The 24,764-nt window shown below is 55.4% G+C and carries 27 protein-coding genes and 2 pseudogenes; 17 read left to right on the top strand and 12 right to left on the bottom strand.

The features are described 5' to 3' along the window. Positions 1-89 precede the first annotated feature (89 nt). On the top strand, positions 90-2,936 hold the full coding sequence (locus JUI81_RS09910) for a class I adenylate cyclase (RefSeq protein WP_204124182.1): 2,847 nt from the start codon (positions 90-92) through the stop codon (positions 2,934-2,936). Positions 2,937-2,941: 5 nt separating this feature from the next. Here the strand turns inward: JUI81_RS09910 and rnk are convergent, their stop codons facing one another. The 3 genes from rnk to cyaY all read right to left on the bottom strand — a co-directional run bounded on the left by rnk (position 2,942) and on the right by cyaY (position 4,198). Continuing rightward, positions 2,942-3,352 carry a nucleoside diphosphate kinase regulator gene (rnk, locus tag JUI81_RS09915; RefSeq protein WP_007941285.1) on the bottom strand — a complete coding sequence of 137 codons (411 nt, stop codon included), beginning with the start codon at positions 3,350-3,352 and terminating at the stop codon, positions 2,942-2,944. A 290-nt stretch (positions 3,353-3,642) separates the two neighbouring features. Further along, positions 3,643-3,861 carry a DUF1289 domain-containing protein gene (locus tag JUI81_RS09920; RefSeq protein ID WP_081791024.1) on the bottom strand — a complete coding sequence of 73 codons (219 nt, stop codon included), beginning with the start codon at positions 3,859-3,861 and terminating at the stop codon, positions 3,643-3,645. Positions 3,862-3,865: 4 nt separating this feature from the next. Beyond that, the gene (cyaY, locus tag JUI81_RS09925; protein WP_019580500.1) at positions 3,866-4,198 is read right to left on the bottom strand and encodes an iron donor protein CyaY; all 333 of its coding nucleotides are present in this window, start codon (positions 4,196-4,198) and stop codon (positions 3,866-3,868) included. 238 nt (positions 4,199-4,436) lie between these two features. Between cyaY and JUI81_RS09930 the strand changes: the two genes are divergently transcribed. From JUI81_RS09930 to JUI81_RS09955, 6 genes are read left to right on the top strand one after another with little or no spacing between them, the layout of a single operon-like run. Beyond that, entirely contained in the window at positions 4,437-4,610 is a 174-nt protein-coding gene (locus tag JUI81_RS09930; RefSeq protein ID WP_007941283.1) for a lipoprotein, read from the top strand. Between the two features lie 9 nt (positions 4,611-4,619). Then, positions 4,620-5,867, top strand: a complete 1,248-nt coding sequence (gene lysA / locus JUI81_RS09935) for a diaminopimelate decarboxylase (RefSeq protein ID WP_019580499.1) — start codon at positions 4,620-4,622, stop codon at positions 5,865-5,867. Positions 5,868-5,871: 4 nt separating this feature from the next. Beyond that, a complete protein-coding gene (dapF, locus tag JUI81_RS09940) occupies positions 5,872-6,702 on the top strand; it encodes a diaminopimelate epimerase (protein ID WP_018927533.1) in 831 nt (276 codons plus the stop codon). Between the two features lie 13 nt (positions 6,703-6,715). Further along, positions 6,716-7,441, top strand: coding sequence for a DUF484 family protein (locus tag JUI81_RS09945; protein ID WP_007941280.1), 726 nt, complete (start codon positions 6,716-6,718; stop codon positions 7,439-7,441). A gap of 2 nt (positions 7,442-7,443) precedes the next feature. Next, positions 7,444-8,343 (top strand): tyrosine recombinase XerC, encoded by a 900-nt coding sequence (gene xerC / locus JUI81_RS09950; RefSeq protein ID WP_007941279.1) that lies wholly within the window; start codon positions 7,444-7,446, stop codon positions 8,341-8,343. Then, positions 8,340-9,047, top strand: coding sequence for an HAD family hydrolase (locus tag JUI81_RS09955; RefSeq protein WP_019580497.1), 708 nt, complete (start codon positions 8,340-8,342; stop codon positions 9,045-9,047). Before xerC ends, JUI81_RS09955 begins: the two co-directional genes overlap by 4 nt. 80 nt (positions 9,048-9,127) lie before the next feature. On the opposite strand, the gene sutA is transcribed toward JUI81_RS09955, so the two are convergent. The 4 genes from sutA to glnK all read right to left on the bottom strand — a co-directional run bounded on the left by sutA (position 9,128) and on the right by glnK (position 11,904). Continuing rightward, positions 9,128-9,451, bottom strand: coding sequence for a transcriptional regulator SutA (sutA, locus tag JUI81_RS09960; RefSeq protein ID WP_007941277.1), 324 nt, complete (start codon positions 9,449-9,451; stop codon positions 9,128-9,130). A gap of 102 nt (positions 9,452-9,553) precedes the next feature. After that, complete coding sequence (locus JUI81_RS09965; protein ID WP_018927529.1) at positions 9,554-9,979, bottom strand: secondary thiamine-phosphate synthase enzyme YjbQ; 426 nt, start codon at positions 9,977-9,979, stop codon at positions 9,554-9,556. A 213-nt stretch (positions 9,980-10,192) separates the two neighbouring features. Further along, positions 10,193-11,530, bottom strand: coding sequence for an ammonium transporter (locus tag JUI81_RS09970; RefSeq protein ID WP_007941275.1), 1,338 nt, complete (start codon positions 11,528-11,530; stop codon positions 10,193-10,195). A 35-nt stretch (positions 11,531-11,565) separates the two neighbouring features. Beyond that, the gene (glnK, locus tag JUI81_RS09975) at positions 11,566-11,904 is read right to left on the bottom strand and encodes a P-II family nitrogen regulator (protein WP_002555808.1); all 339 of its coding nucleotides are present in this window, start codon (positions 11,902-11,904) and stop codon (positions 11,566-11,568) included. Positions 11,905-12,320: 416 nt separating this feature from the next. On the opposite strand from glnK, the gene JUI81_RS09980 reads away from it, so the two are divergent. Beyond that, the gene (locus JUI81_RS09980; RefSeq protein WP_008076132.1) at positions 12,321-12,581 is read left to right on the top strand and encodes an accessory factor UbiK family protein; all 261 of its coding nucleotides are present in this window, start codon (positions 12,321-12,323) and stop codon (positions 12,579-12,581) included. 458 nt (positions 12,582-13,039) lie between these two features. Further along, positions 13,040-13,561 (top strand): Bro-N domain-containing protein, encoded by a 522-nt coding sequence (locus JUI81_RS09985; RefSeq protein ID WP_204124183.1) that lies wholly within the window; start codon positions 13,040-13,042, stop codon positions 13,559-13,561. Between the two features lie 53 nt (positions 13,562-13,614). Here JUI81_RS09985 and JUI81_RS09990 read toward each other — a convergent pair whose 3' ends face one another. Then, the gene (locus JUI81_RS09990) at positions 13,615-13,920 is read right to left on the bottom strand and encodes a HigA family addiction module antitoxin (RefSeq protein WP_030129123.1); all 306 of its coding nucleotides are present in this window, start codon (positions 13,918-13,920) and stop codon (positions 13,615-13,617) included. 8 nt (positions 13,921-13,928) lie between these two features. Then, entirely contained in the window at positions 13,929-14,207 is a 279-nt protein-coding gene (locus JUI81_RS09995; RefSeq protein ID WP_026331819.1) for a type II toxin-antitoxin system RelE/ParE family toxin, read from the bottom strand. A gap of 249 nt (positions 14,208-14,456) precedes the next feature. On the opposite strand from JUI81_RS09995, the gene JUI81_RS10000 reads away from it, so the two are divergent. From JUI81_RS10000 to JUI81_RS10015, 4 genes and pseudogenes are all read left to right on the top strand, one after another. Beyond that, complete coding sequence (locus JUI81_RS10000; protein WP_019580492.1) at positions 14,457-14,642, top strand: hypothetical protein; 186 nt, start codon at positions 14,457-14,459, stop codon at positions 14,640-14,642. A gap of 123 nt (positions 14,643-14,765) precedes the next feature. Further along, a pseudogene (locus JUI81_RS10005) lies at positions 14,766-15,413 on the top strand (magnesium chelatase domain-containing protein); the annotation flags it as partial. Between the two features lie 266 nt (positions 15,414-15,679). After that, on the top strand, positions 15,680-15,841 hold the full coding sequence (locus tag JUI81_RS10010; protein WP_204124184.1) for a hypothetical protein: 162 nt from the start codon (positions 15,680-15,682) through the stop codon (positions 15,839-15,841). After that, positions 15,825-16,598 carry a reverse transcriptase domain-containing protein gene (locus JUI81_RS10015; protein ID WP_204124185.1) on the top strand — a complete coding sequence of 258 codons (774 nt, stop codon included), beginning with the start codon at positions 15,825-15,827 and terminating at the stop codon, positions 16,596-16,598. Before JUI81_RS10010 ends, JUI81_RS10015 begins: the two co-directional genes overlap by 17 nt. Positions 16,599-16,679: 81 nt before the next feature. Here JUI81_RS10015 and JUI81_RS10020 read toward each other — a convergent pair whose 3' ends face one another. Beyond that, positions 16,680-17,585 (bottom strand): helix-turn-helix domain-containing protein, encoded by a 906-nt coding sequence (locus JUI81_RS10020; protein ID WP_204124186.1) that lies wholly within the window; start codon positions 17,583-17,585, stop codon positions 16,680-16,682. Positions 17,586-17,713: 128 nt separating this feature from the next. Here JUI81_RS10020 and JUI81_RS10025 point away from each other — a divergent pair, with 128 nt between their 5' ends. The 3 genes from JUI81_RS10025 to JUI81_RS10035 all read left to right on the top strand — a co-directional run bounded on the left by JUI81_RS10025 (position 17,714) and on the right by JUI81_RS10035 (position 20,707). Beyond that, on the top strand, positions 17,714-18,862 hold the full coding sequence (locus JUI81_RS10025; protein ID WP_204124187.1) for a DNA cytosine methyltransferase: 1,149 nt from the start codon (positions 17,714-17,716) through the stop codon (positions 18,860-18,862). Between the two features lie 366 nt (positions 18,863-19,228). After that, positions 19,229-19,900 (top strand): inovirus-type Gp2 protein, encoded by a 672-nt coding sequence (locus JUI81_RS10030; RefSeq protein WP_204124188.1) that lies wholly within the window; start codon positions 19,229-19,231, stop codon positions 19,898-19,900. A gap of 237 nt (positions 19,901-20,137) precedes the next feature. After that, positions 20,138-20,707 carry a recombinase family protein gene (locus JUI81_RS10035; protein ID WP_204124189.1) on the top strand — a complete coding sequence of 190 codons (570 nt, stop codon included), beginning with the start codon at positions 20,138-20,140 and terminating at the stop codon, positions 20,705-20,707. A gap of 126 nt (positions 20,708-20,833) precedes the next feature. Here the strand turns inward: JUI81_RS10035 and JUI81_RS10040 are convergent, their stop codons facing one another. Beyond that, positions 20,834-22,615: a recombinase family protein gene (locus JUI81_RS10040; protein WP_204124190.1), complete on the bottom strand. Its 1,782-nt coding sequence runs from the start codon at positions 22,613-22,615 to the stop codon at positions 20,834-20,836. A 42-nt stretch (positions 22,616-22,657) separates the two neighbouring features. On the opposite strand from JUI81_RS10040, the pseudogene JUI81_RS10045 reads away from it, so the two are divergent. Next, positions 22,658-23,512 (top strand): annotated as a pseudogene (locus tag JUI81_RS10045) (YifB family Mg chelatase-like AAA ATPase); the annotation flags it as partial. 6 nt (positions 23,513-23,518) lie between these two features. Here the strand turns inward: JUI81_RS10045 and JUI81_RS10050 are convergent. Beyond that, positions 23,519-24,733 carry an aldose 1-epimerase family protein gene (locus JUI81_RS10050; protein WP_028939141.1) on the bottom strand — a complete coding sequence of 405 codons (1,215 nt, stop codon included), beginning with the start codon at positions 24,731-24,733 and terminating at the stop codon, positions 23,519-23,521. Positions 24,734-24,764 lie beyond the last annotated feature (31 nt).

Consider the following 24,764-nt stretch of genomic DNA (forward strand, 5'->3'; position numbering starts at 1 on the left):
CAGCTTAAAAGTCCCGGGGCCGAGGCGCTAAACTGCCCCTCACCCTGAGCCCTCCCACGTCCGAGCCCCGCGAGCCGGATTGAGCTGACATGACCCGCACCCATGAAATCCGCCCCGATCTGGACGAGGGAATCGATCGCAAGGTTCTCAGCCAGCTGCGCGCCCGTTTCCTGAAGCTCAACGAGGGTCGCATGGCCCGTGCCATGGAAGGGTTGTCGACCCGCCAGCAAACGGTGCTGACCCTGCTGCCGCTGTTTTTCCACGTCAATCATCCGCTGTTGCCGGGTTACGTTTCGGGTAGCACCCCGGCCGGCCTGTCGAATTACGAACCCGACACCAACACCCTCGCCGAAGCCCAACGCCTGACCCGCTCGTTTTCCTACAAACCGCGCCACGGCAGCAATCCGCCGCGCCCCATTCACGGCCTGTTCCTGATGGGCAGCCTCGGCACCCTGGCCCAGGCCGATCAGAGCGACATGGACGTGTGGGTCTGTCATGGGCCGGACCTGAGCGAAAGCGAGCTCGCTGAACTGCGCAAGAAATGCCAGTTGCTGGAAGTCTGGGCCGCCAGCCAGGGCGCCGAGGCGCACTTTTTCCTGATCGACCCGGCCCGCTTCGTGCTTGGCGAGCGCGATACGCAGTTGAGCTCGGAAGACTGTGGCACCACCCAGCACTATCTGCTGCTGGACGAGTTCTATCGAACCGCGATCTGGCTGGCCGGACGCACCCCCATCTGGTGGCTGGTGCCGGTCTACGAAGAGGTTGCGTACGACCGTTACACCCACACGTTGCTTTCCAAACGCTTCATCCGTGCCGACGAAACCCTGGACCTGGGGCATCTGGCGCACATCCCGCCCGGGGAATTCATCGGTGCCGGGCTCTGGCAGTTGTTCAAAGGCATCGAATCGCCCTACAAATCAGTGCTAAAACTGCTGCTGACCGAGGTCTACGCCAGTGAACACCCGAAAGTCCACTGCCTGAGCCTGCGTTTCAAACAGGCGGTGTTTGCCAATCGACTGGACCTCGATGAACTGGACCCGTACATGGTGGTTTACCGGCGCATCGAGGAATACCTCACGGCTCGGGGCGAACCGGAGCGGCTCGAACTGGTACGCCGTGCGCTGTACCTGAAGGTCAATCGCAAGCTCACCGGCAGCAGCGGTCGCACCCAGAGCTGGCAGCGTTCGCTGCTCAAACGTCTGGCCCACGAATGGCATTGGGATCAGCGTCAGTTGGCGTTGCTCGACAGCCGCAGCCAGTGGAAAGTCCGCCAGGTCAGCGCCGAGCGCCGTGCCTTGGTCGGCGAACTGAATTACAGCTACCGCTTCTTGACACAGTTTGCCCGTAACGAGCAGACCGTCAGCCTGATCAACAAGCGCGACCTCAATGTGCTGGGCCGGCGGTTGTACGCGGCCTTCGAGCGCAAGGCCGACAAGGTCGAATGCATCAACCCGGGCATCGCCCCCGATCTGGCCGAAGACACCCTGACGCTGGTGCAGGCCCCGAACAAGAGAGAGCCGGGGCAAACCCAATGGGGTTTGTACAACGGCAGCCTGACCGCTCATGAGTGGGAGCATTTCGCGCCGATCAAGCGCAGCCGCCAGTTACTCGAACTGCTCACCTGGTGTCACCGTAACGGCGTGATCGACAGCAGTACCCGCCTGGCCCTGCACCCCGGCACCAGCGACTTGAGCGAGTTCGAACTGTTCAACCTGCTCGGCAGCCTGCAGCAAAGCATCGCCCTGCCCCTGACCACCGTCGCCGAAGAGCCTTTGCTGCGCGCCAGCGTGCCGAGCGAAATACTGATTCTGGTGAACGTCGGCGTCGATCCGCTCAAGCACCATCGCGACATGAACATCCTGATGACCACCGAGCGCACCGATTCCCTGAGCTACGCCGGCGTGCGGGAAAATCTGGTGTTGACCCTGGATCAGGTCACGCTAAACAGCTGGAACGAGGTGCTGGTCAGCCGTTTTGACGGCCCCCACGCCCTGCTCGACTGCCTGCGCGATTACCTCAATAACCTGCCGGACGGGCCACAGCAACCCAAGCTGCGGGTACGTTGCTTCTGCCACAACCGCGCGCAATTCATAGCCCGACGAGTCGAAGAAGTTCTCGATACCGCGCAAAACCTGCTGCTGAGCAAACTCAATCATCGTTACCTGATTCAGGTCCAGCAGCATTACCACGTGCTGGAGCTGGTGCCCGGCCAGGTCAATCACGTTGCCCTCGCCACGTTGCCGGCGCTGTTTGACTACCTCGGCGAAGAGCTGGCGAGCTACAGCCCGCTGCATCTGGACCCGATGGCACTGGAAGACCACGATCTGGCGCTGATCCTGCCCATGGGGCAACCCGACTGCGTTCAGGTGTTCTACCGGATCAACGAACACCAGGCCGATCTGTACGTACTGGATGAATTCAATGCCCTGTGGCAGCAGCGTTTGCCTTATCACGACGAACAAAGCCTGCTGGTGCCACTGCAACGTTTCCTGCAATCGATCCAGTACCGGCGCGACGCCTTGCTACCGATGGACGCCGCCCAGCCGCTGAGCCTGGAGACTTTGTATTACCAGTTATTGCCTTCAGGCACCGCGCGGGCGCGTCGGGTCGAAGCCCGACCGGCGCCGCAAACCCCGGTCAACAAACCGTTCTATGACGTGCAGGCGATCGTCGGCAAAGCCGCACCGGGACAGGTGCAGGTCACGTTGTATTGCAATCAGCGGGAATTTTCAGAGCTGGAACACGGCGACCAACTGTTCAGTGTGGTCGCCCGGGAAATCGTCGAACAGCGCCGCGAGACCGAACGCTATCGCTGCTACATCACCGACCTGGACCTGTCGGGCCTGCTCGGTGATGGTCAGAGTTCAAGCAATTTGTATTTGCGCTACAAGGCCGACCTGGAGCGCGCATTGAACGAGGCGCTCGAGCAGGTCTGAGGGGTTCATTCCGGGAAAGCGCCGCCGTTTGCAGGCTGCGATTCAACTTCCAGCAGGGTCAGTTTGAGGGTCTTGCCACCCGGTGCCGGCCAGTCGATGTGCTGGCCAACCTTCAGGCCGAGCAACGCACTGCCCACCGGCGCCAGAATGGAAATCCTGCCTTCGTCGGCGTTGGCATCCTTGGGGTAGACCAGGGTCAGGTGGTAGTCCTTGCCACTGCTCTCTTCGCGGCAATGCACTTTAGAATTCATGGTCACGACATCGGCCGGCACCTCTTCGTGACCGACCAGGGTATCGGCGCGATCCAGTTCGGTTTGCAGCGCGATAACGCCCGGCAGCGAGTCATCCAGGCTGTCGATCAGGCGCTCCAGACGTTGCACGTCCAGACGGGTAAGGGTGATGGAAGGTGCGGTCATGATCAGGGCAGACTCCTTTCTTCTGCACGAAAAAAGCAAAACCCCGCCAGAAAAAGGCGGGGTTTTCACGAGCCTCGATGGGTTGAGGCGTATCTGGACACTATCACAGCTCAATAAATAAACAAGCCGGGGGCGACCACGGCCCAGCGCTGACCATTGTGGCGAGGGAGCGATGTGGCGAGGGGCTTGCCCCCGTTGGGTCGCGAAGCGGCCCCAAAAAGCTTACGACTGCTGCGCAGCCGAACGGGGGCAAGCCCCCTCGCCACAAAAGCCCTTAAGCCCTTAAGCCCTTAAGCCAAGATTTTGCGTTGTGCAGCCTGCGCACAAATTACCCGCCGCCGCTCATCATCGGCCGAGCGCCATTCGCGGATATCTTCGACATGCCGAAAACACCCCAGGCAAACCTTCTGCTCATCCAGCCGGCACACACCGCTGCACGGCGAAGGCACTGCCGGGCTGACGTTGCTATAGAGCGGTTTGGGCGGGCGAACGGGCGCAGGCTGGGTCACGATCTCACAGACCTTCGAATTCGAGTTCGACGTCGGCTTGCTGCTTGACGATGCGCTCGAGCATCTCACCCAGTTGCTCGTCGCTCTTGTCACACATCCAGCGCTTGCTCTCTTCGTCGTAGTCGAAGTGGAAGCCACCCGACACCGCCGCCAACCACAATTGCCGCAACGGCTCCTGACGACTGAAGATCAACTGGCTGCCGTTTTCGAACTTGACGGTGAGCACACCGGCCGAGCTCTCCAGATCGATATCCAGGTCACTCTCATCGAAAATATCCTCCAGCGTCTGCTGGGTGGCATCGACCAGATCGTGAAAACGGGCTTCAGTCAAACTCATTACGGGAACCTCAAAAAGTGTCTACTCACGCTCAAGCGCCGCAAGATACGGGCGAGCCCCGATGATTGCAAAGAATAACCACCAAGGACGAGGTGCGGTACGAAATATCCCTGCGCAACGCAGGACAAGTTACTGCGCCACAGTCAAAGGCCCGCCGGACGGGAGCCGCGTCACATAGGCAAGCTGCCGGGTGGCCGGTATACTCCGGCGCAATTAACGCATTTTCAAGGATTTCGCCATGAAGCGCCTGATCTCTTCCCTTGCTGCGCTCGTCGCGGTTGCCTGCCTGGTATCGGCCTGTGGTCAAAAAGGCCCGCTGTACCTGCCCGATGACAGCCAGGATCCTGCAGAGCAGGCCAAGTCGTCGCAACAGTCTCCGTCGAAAGCACACAAACACGACGTCTACCAATAAGGGAACGCCATGGACGCTTTTAACTACCGTGACGGTGAGCTGTTCGCGGAAGGTGTTGCCCTGTCCGCCATCGCCGAACGCTTTGGTACACCGACCTACGTCTACTCCCGTGCCCATATCGAAGCCCAGTACCTGGCTTACGCCGATGCGCTGGCCGGCACGTCGCACCTGGTCTGCTTTGCGGTCAAGGCCAACTCCAACCTGGGTGTACTGAATGTCCTGGCCCGTTTGGGCGCCGGTTTCGACATCGTTTCCCGTGGCGAACTGGAGCGTGTACTGGCCGCTGGCGGCAGCCCCGAAAAGATCGTGTTCTCCGGTGTCGGCAAGACCCGTGACGACATGCGTCGCGCCCTGGAAGTCGGCGTGCATTGCTTCAACGTCGAATCCACCGATGAGCTCGAGCGTCTGCAAGTAGTCGCCGCCGAGCTGGGCGTTCGCGCGCCGATCTCGCTGCGCGTCAACCCGGACGTCGATGCCGGCACGCACCCGTACATTTCCACCGGTCTCAAAGAAAACAAGTTCGGCATCGCCATCGCCGACGCCGAAGACGTGTATGTCCGCGCCGCGCAACTGCCTAACCTGGAAGTGGTCGGCGTCGATTGCCACATCGGTTCGCAACTGACCACCCTGCCGCCCTTCATCGATGCCCTCGACCGCCTGCTGGGCCTGGTCGACCGCCTCGGCGATTGCGGCATCTACCTGCGCCACATCGATCTGGGTGGCGGTCTGGGCGTGCGTTATCGCGATGAAGAGCCGCCATTGGCCGCCGACTACATCAAGGCCGTGCGCGAGCGCCTCGACGGTCGTGACCTGGCGTTGGTGTTTGAGCCAGGCCGCTTCATCGTTGCCAACGCCGGCGTGCTGCTGACCCAGGTCGAGTACCTCAAGCACACCGAACACAAAGACTTCGCCATCGTCGATGCGGCCATGAACGACCTGATCCGCCCGGCGCTGTACCAGGCCTGGATGGACGTTACCGCCGTGCGCCCTCGCGATACCGCGGCGCGTGCCTACGACATCGTCGGCCCGATCTGCGAAACCGGCGACTTCCTGGCCAAGGATCGTCAACTGGCGCTGGAAGAAGGCGACCTGCTGGCCGTGCATTCGGCCGGTGCCTACGGGTTTGTCATGAGTTCCAACTACAACACCCGCGGCCGCGCCGCTGAAGTGTTGGTGGACGGTGGTCAGGCAATCGAAGTGCGTCGCCGCGAGACGGTAGCCGAGTTGTTTGCTGGCGAAAGCCTGCTGCCGGAGTAACCCCATGCTGCTGCGTTTTACCAAGATGCACGGCCTGGGTAATGACTTCATGGTTCTCGACCTGGTCAGCCAGCACGCGCACATTCTGCCCAAGCATGCCAAGCAATGGGGCGATCGGCACACCGGCATCGGGTTCGACCAGTTGCTGATCGTCGAGGCGCCCAGCAACCCGGACGTGGATTTCCGCTATCGGATCTTCAACGCCGACGGCTCCGAAGTGGAACAGTGCGGTAACGGTGCACGCTGCTTCGCCCGCTTCGTGCTCGACAAGCGCCTGACCGCCAAGCGGCAGATTCGCGTCGAGACCAAAAGCGGCATCATCGAACTGGACATCCGCAACGATGGCCAGATCAGCGTCAACATGGGCGCCCCGCGCCTGGTGCCGGCCGAGATTCCGTTCGAAGCCCCAAGCCAGGCCCTGAGCTATCAGGTCGACGTCGACGGCACCATGGTCGAACTGGCTGCGGTGTCCATGGGCAACCCCCATGCCGTGTTGCGGGTCAACGACATCAACAAAGCACCGGTGCATGAACTGGGGCCGAAAATCGAACATCACCCGCGCTTTCCGGCGCGGGTCAATGTCGGTTTTCTCCAGGTCATCGACCGGAACCGCGCGCAGTTGCGCGTCTGGGAACGCGGGGCCGGGGAAACCCAGGCCTGCGGAACCGGCGCTTGTGCTGCCGCGGTGGCCGCGATCAGCCAGGGGTGGATGGATTCGCCGCTATTGATCGACCTGCCTGGCGGGCGCCTGTCCATTGAATGGGCAGGCCCTGGCCAACCGGTCATGATGACCGGCCCGGCAGTACGCGTATACGAAGGACAAGTGCGTCTTTGAGTGAGCGAAATCCATGACCGACAAGCCCCAGGTTCCCGCCCTACAGCCCGACGAATCCCCTTCCGAAAGCCTTGAGGCGGCGGCGATTGCCGCGTACCTGGAGGCTCATCCGGATTTCTTCATCGAGCATGAAGAACTGCTCCCGGCCCTGCGCATTCCGCACCAGCGCGGCGACACCATTTCGCTGGTCGAACGCCAGATGACAATTCTGCGCGATCGCAACATCGAGTTGCGTCATCGTCTCTCGCACTTGATGGACGTGGCCCGCGACAACGATCGCCTGTTCGACAAGACCCGCCGTCTGATTCTCACATTGATGGACGCGACCAGCCTTGAAGACGTGGTGATTGGCGTCGAAGACAGCCTGCGCCAGGACTTTCAGGTGCCCTTCGTCAGCCTGATCCTGCTGGGCGACAACCCGATGCCGGTAGGCCGCTGGGTCACCCACGCCGACGCACAAACGGCCATCGGCGGCCTGCTCTCGGAAGACAAGAGCGTCTGCGGCAGCCTGCGTGAGCATGAACTGGACTTCCTGTTCGGCGAAGAACAGCGCAAGCAGATCGGCTCCACCGCCGTCGTCGCCATCAGCCACCAGGGCATCCACGGTGTTCTGGCCATCGCCAGCCGCGATCCGCAGCACTACAAGAGTTCGGTGGGCACGTTGTTCCTCAGCTACATCGCCGAAGTCATGGGCCGCGTACTGCCACGGGTCAACAACTCCCTGCGCTCGGTACGCTGATCGTGGAACGGCAACTGGACGCTTACTGCGAACACCTGCGCAGTGAGCGGCAAGTGTCGCCGCATACGCTGTACGCCTACCGCCGCGACCTCGACAAAGTGCTTGGCTGGTGCGTCAAACAGAACATCGGCAGCTGGGCCGCACTGGATATCCAGCGGCTGCGCAGCCTGATCGCCCGCCTGCATGCACAAGGCCAATCGTCCCGCAGCCTGGCGCGGCTACTGTCGGCGGTGCGCGGGCTCTATCATTATCTGAACCGCGAAGGCCTGTGCGACCACGACCCGGCCAATGGCCTGGCACCGCCCAAGGGCGAGCGTCGTCTGCCGAAAACCCTCGACACCGACCGTGCGCTGCAACTGCTGGAAGGCGCGGTAGAGGATGATTTCCTGGCCCGTCGGGATCAGGCGATTCTGGAGCTGTTCTATTCCTCCGGCTTGCGGCTTTCGGAGCTGACCGGGCTCAACCTCGATCAGCTGGACCTGGCTGACGGCATGGTCCAGGTCCTCGGTAAAGGCAGCAAGACCCGGCTGTTGCCAGTCGGCAAAAAGGCTCGCGAAGCATTGGAGTTATGGTTGCCGTTGCGGGCCATGGCCAACCCGGCGGACGACGCGGTGTTTGTCAGTCAGCAAGGCCGGCGCCTTGGCCCCCGGGCGATTCAGGTGCGGGTCAAGGCCGCCGGCGAGCGCGAGCTGGGGCAGAACCTGCACCCGCACATGTTGCGACACTCTTTCGCCAGCCATTTGCTGGAGTCCTCTCAGGACTTGCGCGCCGTGCAGGAACTGCTCGGCCACTCGGATATCAAGACCACCCAGATCTACACCCACCTGGACTTCCAGCACCTGGCGACGGTCTACGACAGCGCCCATCCACGGGCCAAACGCATTAAAGGCGATGATTCATGACCATCCAACTGATCACCTTCGACCTCGACGACACCCTGTGGGACACCGCCCCGGTAATCGCCAGCGCCGAAGCCATATTGCGTGAATGGCTGACCGAGCATGCGCCGAACCTGGGCGCGGTGCCGGTGGAGCATTTGTGGTCGATTCGCGAGCGGGTGTTGAGCAACGAGCCGAACCTCAAGCACCGAATCAGTGCGCTGCGTCGGCGGGTGCTTTTTCATGCTCTGGAAGAGGCTGGTTACGACCATGGTCAAGCCTCAGACCTGGCTGATCAAAGTTTTGAAGTGTTTCTGCATGCCCGGCATCAATTGGAAGTATTCCCCGAAGTCGAGCCGACGCTGGAGACACTCGCCAAGCACTACGCCCTCGGTGTAGTGACCAATGGCAACGCCGATGTGCGCCGACTGGGCCTGGCGGATTACTTCAGGTTTGCCCTGTGCGCCGAAGACATCGGCATCGCCAAACCGGATGCGCGACTGTTTCATGAAGCGTTGCAACGTGGCGGCGCGACCGCCGAAACCGCGGTGCATATCGGCGATCATCCTGGCGATGACATTGCCGGAGCACAGCAGGCGGGGTTGCGAGCGATCTGGTTTAACCCGGCGGGCAAAGTGTGGGAAGCCGAGAGGGCGCCGGATGCCGAGATTCGCAGTTTGACCGAGTTGCCGGGGTTGTTGGCTCGCTGGAACTCAGCCGATATTTGAGGTGCTGTGATCTTTTGATTTTCCCCCATGAAAAAGCCCGCAGCGACGGCGGGCTTTTTCAGCAAGCAGGAAGCAGGCGCTTAGATAGGCCGGCTGCCGTACTTGTTATCAGGCTTCTTGGGAGGATCGGCGACCACATTGGCCTCCACTTCCTGCACCTTGCCGCCCCGTGCCAGAAACTCTTCCATGGCCTTGGCCAGGGCATCGCGTTCCTTGTTCTTGGCTTCAACGCTCGGCAGCTCATCGACCGATACCGCTGCCTTGGCTTTGCCTTTGGCAGTGGGAACGGGCACATCAGCACCGTCATCGTCAGCAACGTCTTCCGCTGCTGCTTCCAGGCCTTCTTCGGCCTCGTCTTCGTCGCCTACTTCGAGGTCGTCGTTTTCCAGATCATCGTCGCTCATGTTCTACCTCATGACTTGCGAAAAGCAGATTAGTTATAGCCCAGCTTTGCCTTCTGTCGAAGGCCGCCGGAAAAAATTCAACCACCGCTGGTGACCAGCGGTTTATTCCCCTTCACCGTGCACAGTGGCGAGGACTTTACGGGCACCGCCATGATCACGGTGCTCGCCCAGATAAACGCCTTGCCAGGTTCCCAACGCCAGTCGGCCTGCCGAGATCGGCAAACTGAGCTGACAGCCAAGCACGCTGGCCTTGAAGTGCGCCGGGAGGTCGTCCTGGCCTTCGTCGTTATGCTCATAGTCGTCTGTTCCTTGTGGGATCAGACGATTGAAAAATCGTTCGAAGTCGCGACGTACCGCCGGATCGGCGTTCTCGTTGATGGTCAACGACGCCGAGGTATGCTGTAGCCACAAATGCAACAGACCGACCCGACACGCCTTGAGTTCAGGCAAGCCGGCGAGTAACTCGTCCGTTACCAGATGAAAGCCCCGGGGCCGTGCCCGCAGGGTAATCAGAGTCTGTTGCCACATACAGTTCTCCGCACGTTCGGGGCGCATTCTAGCGCGCTCTGGGAAAAAACAAAGGCCCTAATATTCCTTCAATCGTGTAAGCCATTGGCCGCAGAAAAACACCCGTTGTAAACGCCCCTGAACGTGTATGAAAAAACCTTTCAGCCTTTCCTTCACTGACAAAATCAAGACAAAAAAATACCCGGCAAGCCGGGCATTTTTTTGTAGGCGTGCTTACAAGTTGTAGCCGCGTTCGTTGTGCAGCGCCAGATCGATGCCGACTGCCTCTTCTTCCTCGGTGATACGCAGACCGATGACAGCGTCCAGCACCTTGAGGATGATGAAGGTGACGATCGCGGTGTAGATCACCGTGAAGCCCACGCCTTTGCACTGAATCCAGACTTGAGCCGCGATGTCGGTGACGGTGCCGAAGCCACCCAGGGACGGTGCCGCGAACACACCGGTCAGGATCGCACCGAGGATACCGCCGATACCGTGCACGCCAAAGGCATCCAGGGAATCGTCATAACCGAGTTTGCGTTTCAAGGTAGTCGCGCAGAAGAAGCACACCACGCCTGCTGCCAGACCGATCACCAGAGCGCCCATCGGGCCCACGGTGCCAGCGGCCGGAGTGATTGCAACCAGACCGGCCACCACACCCGAGGCGATACCCAGTGCACTTGGCTTGCCGTGAGTGATCCACTCGGCAAACATCCAGCCCAGCGCCGCAGCGGCGGTGGCGATCTGAGTCACCAGCATCGCCATGCCTGCAGTGCCGTTGGCTGCGGCAGCGGAACCGGCGTTGAAACCGAACCAGCCGACCCACAACATCGCAGCACCCATCAAGGTGTAACCGAGGTTGTGCGGCGCCATTGGAGTGGTCGGGAAGCCTTTACGCTTGCCCAGTACCAGGCAGGCAATCAGACCGGCCACACCGGCGTTGATGTGCACCACGGTGCCACCGGCGAAGTCCAGAACACCCCAGTCCCACAACAGGCCGCCGTTGCCGGACCAGACCATGTGCGCAATCGGTGCGTAAACCAGGGTAAACCACACGCCCATGAAAATCAGCATGGCGGAGAACTTCATCCGCTCGGCGAAGGCGCCGACGATCAGTGCCGGGGTAATGATGGCGAAGGTCATCTGGAAGGTGACGAACACTGCCTCAGGGAACAGCGCCGCAGGCCCGGTCAGACTCGCAGGCGTGATACCGGCGAGGAAGGCCTTGTTCAGGCTCCCGAAGAACGAGTTGAAATTGATGACGCCCTGTTCCATGCCGGTGGTGTCGAACGCGACGCTGTAGCCATAAATGACCCACAGCACGCTGATCAGACCGGTAATGGCGAAGCACTGCATCATCACGGAAAGAAGGTTTTTCGACCGAACCATGCCGCCGTAGAACAGCGCGAGGCCGGGAATGGTCATGAACAGCACCAGGGCTGTCGAGGTCATCATCCAGGCGGTGTCGCCGGAGTTGAGGACTGGGGCCGCCACTTCGTCTGCCGCCATGGCCAGGCCGGGCATTACGAGGGACAACAGGGCTCCTAGCCCTGCGATTTTACGCAGAGTCATATTGTTTTCTCCTGGGGCGTTGGGTTTGTGGCGGCTTAGATTGCGTCGGTATCGGTTTCGCCGGTACGGATGCGAATCGCCTGTTCCAGATTGACCACGAAGATCTTGCCGTCACCGATCTTGCCGGTGTTGGCGGCCTTGGTTATCGCCTCGATAACCCGGTCCAGATCCTTGTCGTCAATGGCGACATCGATCTTCACCTTGGGCAGAAAATCGACCACGTACTCCGCGCCGCGATACAGCTCGGTGTGACCCTTCTGCCGACCGAAGCCTTTGACCTCAGTAACGGTAATGCCCTGCACGCCGATCTCGGACAGCGACTCGCGCACGTCGTCCAGTTTGAACGGCTTGATGATGGCAGTGACTAGCTTCATGAAAACTCTCTCCCGAATTGGTGGACTTGCCCCAGGAAAACAAACCCGACTCAAGTCTAAGCGCAGTGCCTGGCTTTGTAACGCATCGTCGGCTTTACCTGCCCGTCCGACGCCAGCTAACCACTCCGCACGAAACTTCCCCCGTTCCGCTTGGCGCACTGCATTCGTCACAGCGACTGCATCAGTGCATGGGTCACCAGCGACTAAGCAGAAAGCTTGCCATCTATCCAAAACCCATTGATTTCAAGCCCTTGGCCGCTACCACAGACCCCTCCAGCCGATTGACGCCACGGTTACGCACAACAACAGTGCGCGACCGTCCACTCGCATGCGCGAAAAGCGTGCATCCCAGCCGCCGAGATTGACTATAGACACTGCGTGGTACACTGCCCGCCATTGTTGACAGGACATTTCCCATGCTCGCGCCCAAAGACTTCCTCGACGCCCTCAGCGGCACCGCCTCCCGCCTCTTCAGCGGCGACACCCCACTGCCGAAAAGCGAAATCGAAAGCCAGTTCAAGGCTTTGTTGCAGAGCGGCTTCAGCAAGCTGGACCTGGTGAGCCGGGAAGAATTCGATAGTCAGATGGTTGTGCTGGCGCGGACCCGCGCCCGGTTGGAGAGCTTGGAGGCGAAAGTGGCGGAGCTGGAAGCGAAGCTCAATCCACCTGCCGAGTAACGCACTGACTCTTCTGTGAAATGCATTCCCTGTGGGAGCGGGCTTGCTCGCGAATGAGGGCGCCTCGGTCTACCAGCCCCCCCATACTGGACAGACCACCTTTGTAGGAGCTGTCGAAGGCTGCGATCTTTTGATCCTTAGCCTCGCAAACATCCCGGCAACGTCCTACAAAGAACACCACCGCCGTCCGATTGCGTCGTAAGGCCTCCAGTTTCTATGCTCATCCCCAGCTGAATGTTCAGCTCTGGGTTTGGCGACCCGGAAGACCCCGACGCACCGCGACCACATTCGACCGAGGAATTTGTTCCCATCTCGAATTATGGCGGCTATGCGTGGGAGACCTTCGGGTCTGCCGGTTTTCGGGCGTCACCGGTTCGCCAACCCGCGCATGGCTGCCACCTTTTTCGTTTGGCGACGATCAGAGGCAGTTTTCTTCATTTGATCCCGAGAACTGCACCATGGACGAAAACTATCTAATCCCCCACATCTTCACCCGCCACAAACTCCACCTCCACGCCCTCCTCCTCGAAAACCAAGCCTGGTTCAGCGCCCGCGACCTCGGCCGATTGCTCCGCCTCTTCCTCGACGAACGAGCGCTACGCAAACTCGATCCCGACCAACACCAGAATCTGCAAATGCTCATCCACGGCACTGTAGAAAACACACTGCTGATCAGCGAATCCGGCGTCTACGCATTACTGGTCTACCACTACTGCCCCGAATACCGAGGCCTGCGCGAATGGCTGACCCACGACGTAGTACCAGCCCTCAGAGACGCCCAACAACCCACCTCAACCGAACGCCCGATTCTGAGCCTGCTCAATTGGCCGCAGATGTCGTTGAGTTTGCTGCACTGGAATAACCAGCCGTGGATTCGGTTGCAGGATGTTCCGCAACTGCTGCCGAATGAGGAACGACCGCGAAGTATGGTCAATGCTCCGTGGTGGAAGCGTGCGTCACGAATACTCCAGGTATTCTGAACGACAAAAAAAACCCCACGTTTATCGCGTGGGGTTCGTTCAGGAACAGAGGTTCAGGCGCAGTGCGGGAGCCGCTCAACCTGATCCCGGATCGCAGCCCCTCGTTCGATCTCGGCTTTTCGCAAATCGTATGTCGATTGCAGGTTCAGCCAAAACTCGGGAGTCGTGTCCAGGCAGATAGATAGCCTTAGAGCCATATCGGCACTGACACCTCGACGCTGAAGTACGATGTCGTTCACCGTAGGCGTCGAAACGCTCAACGCTCTGGCCAAGGCTGCAGCCGTAAGGCTCAGAGGCTCCAGGTATTCCTCTTTGAGGATCTCGCCAGGGTGAACCGGGCGCATACCATTCTTAGTCATTACTCACCTCAGTGATAATCGACGATTTCGACATTCTCTGGTCCGTTAAGACCCCAAACAAAGCAAATTCGCCATTGAGCGTTGATGCGGATGCTGTGCTGACCTTTTCGATCTCCTTCCAGCGCCTCCAATCGATTGCCTGGTGGTGATCGAAGGTCCATCAGCACCGCAGCAGCATCAAGCATCGTCAGCTTTCGTTCCACGACACTCAGAATGGCTGACCACATACGGGTCTTTCCGTTGCGAAACAGGTACTCGGTCTCAGAACACTTAAAGCCAACGATCATAATTTAAAGCTTAACGTTATGCATTAATCTTGAGTGTATAACCTGAATTCACTAATGCAAACGCGGTGTTGCGATTCTTGGTCCCCCTCTCAAAACTTTAGGAAAAGGACTACCTGAGCCCTTCAGAAGGCTTTCGAAATCCAGCCGAATCCTACAAAAACAAGCGCCAATTCCCATTGCATCAAAACCGTGTCCACCTCTTAAGCTGACTGACCCAAAAAAACCAATCTACAAATCGAAAAGGCCGCTATGAAATCTAAAAAACAAAAAGCCAAACTGTTACTCGCCACTAAATATCATGCTGAGGCACTCCGGTTAGCCGGGAGCGTATCGGCCAATCAACGCCGCTTTTTTGATGTCGCCGCTGCTCAGGGCAAAGAACTTGAACCGAGTGGCTGGCTTGCAGGCACGAGCCTGACGAAGCTCCCGGATTAGCTCACCAAAACTCGCAACATCCTGCGAAAGTTTCCTTCCCTTGCCGCCACGCTAAACCCTCACTCCCCGTCTACCCTTCAAAAACCCGCAGGAAGCGGTTCCCTGTCAGCTCAAGGAACGACCATGTCCCTATCCATCGTCCACAGCCGCGCCCAAGTCGGCGTGGATGCGCCCGCCGTCACCGTCGAAGTGCATCTGGCCAACGGCTTGCCGTCGCTGACCATGGTCGGGCTGCCCGAGGCGGCGGTGAAGGAAAGCAAGGACCGGGTACGCAGCGCGATCATCAATTCCGGCCTGCAATTTCCGGCACGGCGCATCACTTTGAATCTCGCCCCTGCCGATTTGCCGAAGGATGGCGGGCGATTCGATCTGGCGATTGCCTTGGGGATTCTGTCGGCCAGTGTGCAAGTGCCGACGTTGACGCTGGATGACGTGGAGTGCCTGGGAGAGCTGGCGCTGTCGGGCGCGGTGCGGGCGGTTCGCGGGGTGTTGCCGGCGGCGTTGGCGGCACGCAAGGCCGGGCGCACGCTGGTAGTCCCGCGAGCGAACGCAGAAGAAGCCTGCCTGGCGTCGGGGTTGAAGGTGATTGCGGTGGATCATCTGCTTCAAGCGGTCGCGCATTTCAATGGTCACACGCCCATCGAACCCTACGCTTCCAATGGTTTGCTCTACGCCAGCAAACCCTATCCCGACTTGAACGAAGTGCAGGGACAACTTGCGGCCAAGCGAGCCTTGCTGATTGCAGCGGCGGGGGCTCATAACCTGCTGATGTTGTAGCTATAAACACCCATTAATTAGTAGCTCGTCACGACGGCATCCGCCCGTATCAAACCAACGACGTTGCAGCTTCTAAACACCGGATGATAGGATCCAACCTTCCTGGCGACAGGCTGCTCGTCAGCGTGTCCCTCATCGCGTCACTATGTGATCTCTGGGAAATCCGTTACGACTCGTTATGTGTCATCGGTTTCCTCGTTGGTTGTAAAGCCATGCGCTTAGCGCTCGGTCAGCCAGGAATTTAGATGAGGTACGTAATCATGAAGAAATTTGATTACAGCCAAGCTCAGAAGCGTATTGAGTTTGCTACCAAGATCTTCCTTATGGCCACGGCCATTTTGAAGCTTGTGTATGCAGCTCTTCCGCTCTTGAGCGTGGCTTTTAACTATTCCGAGCCTCTACCTGATGCAAAATTCACATAAATGGCTCAGTAGGTTCCGGCTAAGATCTAAAACTTGGGTTTATGTTCCCACTCCAGAAACTGTGGATGAAGGGGAACTGTTTAAAAAGCTAATTGAATTCAAGTGGCTCCCCCCAAGCAACTACTATCACCTTAAAAGCGGCGGACATGTAGACGCCATTAAGTACCACCTAGATGGCCAGTTTTTTATTCATGCCGACCTCAAGAAGTTTTTCAATAGCATAAATCGAAGCAGAATAACCCGTGAATTAAAGCCATACTTTGGATACGAAAAAGCAAGAAGCATAGCTATGGAGTCAACCGTTTCCATCCCGCTGGAATCGGGGCAAGTTTTTGCCTTGCCCTTTGGTTTTGTCCAATCAACAATTATAGCTTCGCTATGCCTTCGTAAAAGCAGACTAGGAAAAACGATCCATAAACTAGACAGCACCGAAGGCATAAAAGCCAGCGTCTACGTTGACGACATCATCATTTCGACTCAAAGCATGGAAAAAGCAAATTTGGCACTGTCCATGATCCAAGAAAGCTCAAAAAAGTCAGGCCTATTGTTAAACAAAGAAAAACTTAAAGGTCCAGCAGAGAGCATAACTGCATTCAACATCGATCTATCGCCAAATTTAGTTATGATTAGCAACACCCGATTTCGTGAGCTCTTAGCGAACTACAGAAATTCCACAAGCGACAATCAGAAAAATGGAATTTTCGGATACGTCTACTCGGTAAATCCAGCCCAGGCTGCTATTTTGACAAGCCCCTAGCTTGTACAACTCGGATTCAACGCCGTAAAACTCCAAATGATTGAACGGGGCGCTATTTAACCACCCCGTCCATTACAACACCTAGTTAAAGGCAGGATATGTTCCACCCCTCATGGAATGAGGGCAGTAATTCGGATCAAAATATACCAAAGGCATAGCATTAAACACAGACGTTTTAATTACCGCCGTTTTTCCAGAATCGCCGGGAGTATTGCTGATATCAAAATCATCAATTTCAACCTCACCAACTTTCACTTCCCATATCCAAACTGTGCTACCTCGAGTTAATTTCCCTCGATTATAAGCACCATGCTGATCACCCAACACATACCTAAAACTTATGTACGTGCCCGGCTTAGGAAGATGTCCTTTGGGGCGATTAGTTTCAAGAGCCATTTTTAGCTCTAAGTTTCTAGCGTTATGGCGTTGTGGTAAAAGGTCTGGGTAACTGTGGGGGCGGTTTCTAATGTACATCCCCTCTGACGCTTCTGCGATTGATCCCCCGACTATATTACCCACCATAGAGGACAAATTTGCTAACTCAACAAGGCCACCTATAGGTGGAAGTCCACTTGCCACCAACTCCGCGTCTATGGTATCTAATGTATTGTATGTATTGTGTATAGCTTGCAGCAACATCGAACCACTTAAGCCCGTGTAATGCTCCAGCGCATCTGTATTTCTCAAACATTGCGTTTTTTCTGCTCTGACAGCCATCGCCAAGAAAGCATCATGTTCATTTAGCTTCTTAGCATCAATAAGCTCAGCCTTTAATAAAAGCTCTGAAAGCTGAAAATCTAACGCCTCTGATATATTAGTTGCGATACTCAATGTTGGCTGTCGCTCACCACGCTCTAACAGTCCGAGCGTCGTTCGGTGTATGCCTGCTCTATCTGCAAGAGCTTCCAAGCTTAACCCTTTTGACTCTCGCAACTGCTTGACCAGTCTGAATAGAATATCAACCGTACTACGCCTTGGCTCATCCATACCGCACCCTAAATCCCACCCCACTTAGATGATGGCATTTTGAGTGAAAAGGGATTTGCACGGTACGAGACTATTGTCTCCACCGGAGACATCATGTTACGCTTGAGCGCAAATGTGGGGGGTTTTTTATGAAAGTTCTAGATCTATTTTGCGGCACCGGCGGATTTTCTCACGGTTTTGAAATAGCCGAATTAGGATTTGAGACCGTATTCGGTATTGATGTTCTTCCCATTGCAACTCAAACCTTTAATGCGAACCGACCTAATGCCTTAAGCATCTCTTCGGATATCAGGAAGGTAAGAAGATCTGAACTTAGTGACAGGCTAAAACTAAAGCGTGGCATGATCGATGTGATTGTTGGGGGGCCGCCATGCCAGGGATTCTCCTCGATAAGACCGTTCCGTTCTACGAATGATGACGATCCGAGAAATAGTCTATTTGAAGAGTATGCTTCGTTCGTTAACTATTTCAGGCCTCCTGTATTTGTCCTCGAAAACGTAGTTGGTCTAGCCACACATAAAGATGGTTCTACTGTTGCCCTCATGGAAGAGTGCTTTAAAAATTTGGGGTACGACACCCAGTGGCGCATATTGAATGCAGCCAACTATGGCGTTCCGCAAAAAAGAGAGCGTCTAATTATGATAGGAGTGGAGAAAGGTGGGAAAATTGAATTTCCTGAAACCACTCACAATTTTTCAGGACCCACGATAGGCGTAAAAGATAAGAGGCGAGTACATGCCCCATCATATGACCTATTCAGCATGAAAGAGGAAAAACAGAAACCTGCTATTTCAGTTATGCAGGCGATATCTGATCTTCCTGCCGTTCAATCAGGAGAGGAAGCAAAATTTTATATCGACCCTCCAAGCAACGAATATCAGCATAGCATGCGCCGCCATGTAAAAAACGACCTTAAAATGCATTTGGCTACAGCGCATTCTTCAAAAATGCTTGAGATAATAAAGCACGCTGGAAAGAATATAAACTGCATCCCTAAAGGCATGGTCACCAGTGGCTTTAGCTCTTGTTATTCAAGACTGGATGCTGATGAACCAGCGGTAACTATTACTGTGAACTTTGTTCACCCGGCATCAAATAGATGCATCCACCCGATTCAAAATCGAGCACTGACCCCACGAGAGGGAGCAAGACTTCAATCCTTCGATGATGCATACGTATTTTGTGGAAACAGAGCTCAAATCACAAAGCAGATAGGAAATGCTGTGCCTCCATTGCTTGGAAAAGCTATTGCTGGAGCAGTTGCCAAAAGCTTCTAATTTTCCCATAGAGCGTTGAATTCAAATAGGCCTACGACCTACCAGATTCAACGCTCTATGCATCCATGCTTTTTTCTGATTACTCCATTGCATCAAACCAAAAACATTACATCAAATTAAATTTTCCGATTCTGTTTAGAATTGAAGAATTTGGTGCTACCTTTTGGTCATCTCCCTGTTTCTTCGGAACAAAACCTGGCTAACCCCCTAATAATACATAGGGCTTAGCCAATCGAGCACTTGTATATTAATATTATCCGTTCTAATCAATGCATTGGAAAACGGATCACACCCATATTCAGGCCCATCATCGCAAATAGAGGGATAATATTTAATCCATAAACTACAGTATTTAAAGGTACGACTTTGTCCAACACAATCACGTCTAGCAGCAGCTATCTGGAACTTCCGATCAACACCGGAAAACTCAAGAAACTCGGGGTTTACACCAGGATGCTGGGAAGCATGTACAGCCAGATACAGGCACTATTATCCCATCACTCCCGCATCACAATTGCTGCATTCAATCTTCACTTGCCCGTTACGGAACTTTTACCAGCTTTGTCATCGAACCAACTAGTCACCGAATTTTTTAAGCGCGCCAAGGAGCAGCTGGGAAAAGCGCAGTGGGGAAGCCATAAAAACGTAATACATTTTTGGGCAAGAGAAGTTGGAGAAACTGAAAAAGGGCACTATCACTGCTTTATAGGCCTAAAACACTCTATGGTGCGACCTGGAGGCATTTCCAGCAAAGGGTACACCGGCATATGGAAACTCCTCGAAAGCCTCTGGAAAGAGCTTATAGGTGGCTCCGTGAGGCCAACAAAGTATCACACGGTTAATCGCGGCAATCTTATTGAGTTAGGTAACGCATTTTACCACTTAAGCTACGCTGCAAAAGTTAGGGATAAAGACTTTGGCACAGGCGAGAAACACAAACGCTTCTCAGCTTCGCGATTGAAACTTAATCAAAAGAAATGTCAGCGTCCTGTCCGCTATCACCAACAAGGATTACTGCAAGACTTCTTTGTTGCTTGATTAAGTTATTGCCACTTCAGCACCAACGCGCCCCGCCTGTCACTAAAATTGGCTTCCATGAGCTAGATGACGCGTGTGGTGCTATCGGGGTAATCATTAGCAACAACAGGTATCAAAATCGACCGTTTGTGAACCTACTACTCCGAAACCTTTAGGTTGGTGTCAGAAATTAACCATGGATATTTTGACACCAGAAACTATACTGACACCACGTTAATGACACCAGCAGAGATCATCATGTCACGAACCTTCCTATACGCCCGCGTAAGCACAATAGAACAGACCACCGAAAACCAAATCCAGGAAGTAAGATCCCAGGGATTTGAAATTCAACCTAACAGAGTGGTAGTAGAAACCATTTCAGGTAGCGTACCTGCCACCGAACGCAACGGCTTTCAAAAGCTTCTAGAACGAATGGAACACTCAGATGTTTTATTGGTAACGAAGCTAGACAGGCTTGGGCGTAACGCCATCGATGTCAGAAATACAGTAGAGATGCTGAACCAGCGAGGGATTAGAGTTCATTGCTTGGCATTGGGTGGCGTGGATTTGACCAGCCCAGCCGGAAAAATGACCATGGGGGTAATTGCTGCTGTGGCCGAGTTTGAGCGTGATCTCTTGATTGAGAGAACGCAAGCAGGGTTGAATCGGGCAAAACTAGCAGGAAAGCCGCTTGGGAGGCCAAGTGCCGCATCCGCCGCTCAAGTGCAACAACTGAAGTCGTCGGGCATAAGTCAGTCGGTTGCCGCCACCAAACTGGATGTAAGCTTAAGCACAATCAAACGATTGTGGAACAAAACCACTTAATGAGGGCGGGGTACTACTCCCCCTCAAAAACGGAGTAAACCGCCATTTGGGTCCTTTCCAATTCAGTCATCTCGATTTAAAAAAATCGCGTCAAAAAATTTGGCGCCTCAAAAAATTGGCCACTTATTAAGTTTCATCCACTTTAGGCGCCAAGCCCATACTCTTCAGCAGTTGCAGCTTTGTACGGTCATCTAAAGATGATTTCATAACTGGTAATTTCGCATATTCAAAATTCACTTCCGCACGCCCGTTGCCTTCTGTGGCTTTCAACGTCCGCTTTATGGCTTTCCTCACTGACTTCCTATAAACCATCATTTGGGTTAGATCGCCCTGATTTATAACATTGGCAAAGGAATCAGATGTGAACGAAAGAAACTTTGGAGACTGATCAGCGCCGACCAGAACCGAAAATTTCGGGAAATACGGTGGTTCGCTATCAAGTACAGTAAACCAGTGACCAGATTCATCAGTGGTAATCCGAACTTTTCTCTTTTGGTTACGAATGAAGGCGTTTGCAGCCGCACGCCCCTCGTAGGTTTCCAAGTCTAACTTCTCAAAAAAGTCATCTTTGTCAAATATCAAATTATTCGACACTTCAATCTTTGCTACCTCTACTTCCTTCCTTAACTCATCAAGATCTTTCTCTTTTTTGGCTGCCGTTCGCGATAATGCCAAGGAAGGTTCAATTGCCATTATGCGCTCGATATCAGACAAATCTTTTTCGACGCTAATTATCCGACCCGACAACTCAGCTACTTTGGCCTGCAAACTCCTATTTGAGTTTTTTACCAAAGTCCCAGAATTCATTTTCGCCAAAATTTCTTTGAACGCAATTTCCGACAAATCCAGTCTTACCAGCTTTGATCCGCACTCACCTTTAGCAGCAGCAGAGCATCTCAGGTATTTGTACCCTTTTGGGGGCTTACCTTTATTGACAAGATGCATCGGTGACTTACAGATACTGCATGACACCAACTTCGACCAAACGTTGAACGTTTTAGACTGATGTGTGACCTTATCTATTCTTCGTTGACTACGGGCGCTCAATGCCGCGTAAAATAATTCTTGCTCAACGACCGGCGGATAATAATCTTCAATTGGTGGACCATTTATAATTCTTTTCCCGCCGACATGTATCATTGGCTGATACTCACCCAGCAAAGCCCTGTTGGCGAGAATTTTGGCGATAGAGCTATTACCCCATATACCCGATTTATTCCTGCTCGCACTTCCAAACACCGGAATTTTTTCAGCGTTCAGGTATTTTACAATCGCAGTTTGACCATGACCACCAATTGTCATTCTCATTATCTTATGAATTACGTTTACGCGCTCTGCAATGGGCACATAAGCGCCATCCAAATACTCTAGCCAATATGGGCATGCGGCCCCTAGCGGCTTACCCTCCTCCCGAGCCTGCGTCTGTTTTTTCTGCCAAGCAGAGCTTACCCTGAGCCCTTTGGTCGTGGACTCTTCATTGGCCCGCATCATATAAACGATCGACATCACAAGCTGTATTGGATTTGCACCCTTTGAATACACTTGATTATCTGTGAGCGTGACTATCTTGATCTCTTCATTCAATAAATCTATAAATCGCCCTAATGCAGTCAATACATCTTCACGGCTCAGCCGATCCAATGATTCAACAATAAGATATGAGCCCGCTGTGATCTTTCCCTCTTTTACGTAATTGCAGAATTGGTGCAATCGCCCCTCATCATTGCTATTACGCCCCCTATACGCGCTTACCCCAGAATCTAAGAACTGATAGTCGCGCTCTACAACCAATTCGAGCCCGTTCTGCCTGGCGTATTCAGCGGCAGCGGCTCTCTGACGTCGCTCACTATCGCCACGCCCCTGGTCAGGAGTTGAGAATCGGATGTAGCTGTATGCTTTCGGCTTCATGAGTGGGCGCCACTGACAGTGATGGGTGTATTTTACTACATCATGCTGTTCAGCGGTCCGCCGGGGACGGGAAAAACGTTGTTGGCGAGTCGTCTGCCGGGGCTGTTACCGCCATTGGCCGAGAGCGAAGCACTGGAAGTCGCGGCGATTCAATCGGTCGCCAGTTGTGTGCCGCTGAGTCATTGGCCACAGCGCCCCTTCCGACAGCCTCACCACTCCGCTTCAGGCCCTGCACTGGTAGGCGGCGGCTCGAAACCGCAACCCGGTGAAATCACCCTCGCCCACCATGGCGTGCTGTTCCTCGATGAACTCCCGGAATTTGATCGCAAGGTATTGGAGGTATTGAGAGAGCCATTGGAGTCCGGTCACATCGTGATTTCCCGCGCCAAGGACCGCGTACGCTTTCCGGCGCGCTTTCAATTGGTGGCTGCGATGAACCCCTGCCCCTGTGGATATCTTGGCGAGCCAAGCGGCCGTTGTTCCTGTACGCCGGACATGGTGCAGCGCTATCGCAACAAACTGTCGGGGCCGCTGCTGGACCGCATCGATCTGCACCTGACGGTTGCTCGGGAGGCTACGGCGCTGAATCCTGCGTTAAAACCCGGCGACGATACAGCCACCGCCGCCAAGCTGGTTGCTGATGCAAGAGAGCGGCAACACAAACGCCAAGGTTGCGCCAATGCCTTTCTCGACCTGCCAGGCCTACGCCGACACTGTAAGTTATCCACAGCCGATGAAAACTGGCTGGAATCCGCCTGCGAGCGTTTAACGCTGTCGTTGCGAGCGGCCCATCGACTGCTCAAGGTCGCGCGCACGCTGGCGGACCTTGAGCAGGCTGACGGGATCAGACGCGAACATCTGGCCGAAGCGCTGCAATATCGGCCAACAACACTCTAGTCCGTGTCACCCCTTGGTCAGATCAACCAACGGCGTCTGCCGCACTTCAGTCTCCCGACCACCCTGAATCTCGCTCACCCGCTTCAACGCCTTATCCACAGCCGCCTTATCCGCCAACAAGCTGTAGCTGATACGGAACTGCTTCTGTTCCTTCGGCGCAATTGTCGGCACCAGGTTCAGTGGCCGCTGATACCGGCGGTTATAGGAAAAGCTCGTTCCCGGCTCCAGCCCCGTGACGTAGCCCTGGCCTTGGGTATCGGTGTTTTTCCACAGGGAGAACACCGGCAGTGTTTGAGTGTTGAAACCGACCGAGACACCCAGGCTGCCGGCCTTGTTATGCAGCACGGTCAACGTATCGCCCTTGGCATCGGCATATGGCACCACGTTGTAAACCGTCTCGTCGTAGTCCTTGGTCGGTGCGCGGTAGGTTTGCCAGTCCGGCAGATCGCCCTTGGCTTTGTCGTTGAACGGCGACACCTGCTTCACCGGAGCGGCGAAACGGGCGCCCTGTTCCAGGAACGGAGTGCTGAAGTTGCTGTGATACAGCGCCTGATATTCCTTCGGATAATCACCGTTGTTGGTCAGGGTGTCGTTGAGGGCGAACACGACGCTGCCGGGTTCGGTGACCAGTTCGGTCGCGACGGAGAAGTCGACTTTCTTGAATGCCTGCTCTTTCAGTTCACCGCGCAGGCTGATGGCGTATGGCGGTTTTTCATCAATATGCAGGGTGACTTTGTTGGCCGGGATGTTGGCGGCGCGACCGTGCAGGGTCAGCAGCTCGCCATTGTCCATGCCGGGATGGCCGACCCATTCGTAGCCACAGCGGGTGACCAGTTCATTGAAACCTTCCAGCCAGCCCAGGCCACCGCGACCGTTGAGTTCGATGAAGGACGGGTTGACCACTTCCTTGACCGGCGAATCCCAGCCCATGCGCACATTGCCGACCGAAGCTTGCAGCACGTTCATACCGCGAGTCGGCACAACCGAGAGTTTCATCGTGCCGTTATCGATGTCGACAATGCTGACACCCTCCTGCCGACCGCCGTGCAAAGTGCGCAGGGTCACGGAGAAGGGTTTGGCGGTTTTCACGCCGAGTTGCTGGCTGGTGATCTGCCAGTTCTGGGCGGCTTTGTCGGTATCGAGCAGGACGTAATCCCAGGCCATGGCGTGGGAAGCAGCGGACAGTGCGCTGAGGGCAACGAAGAGTTTGAGCGGGGTCATGGCAGCAGCCTTTATTGGAGTTGTGCCATTT

Origin of the sequence: Pseudomonas sp. 008 (genome assembly GCF_016861935.1) — a bacterium.
Lineage (GTDB): Bacteria > Pseudomonadota > Gammaproteobacteria > Pseudomonadales > Pseudomonadaceae > Aquipseudomonas.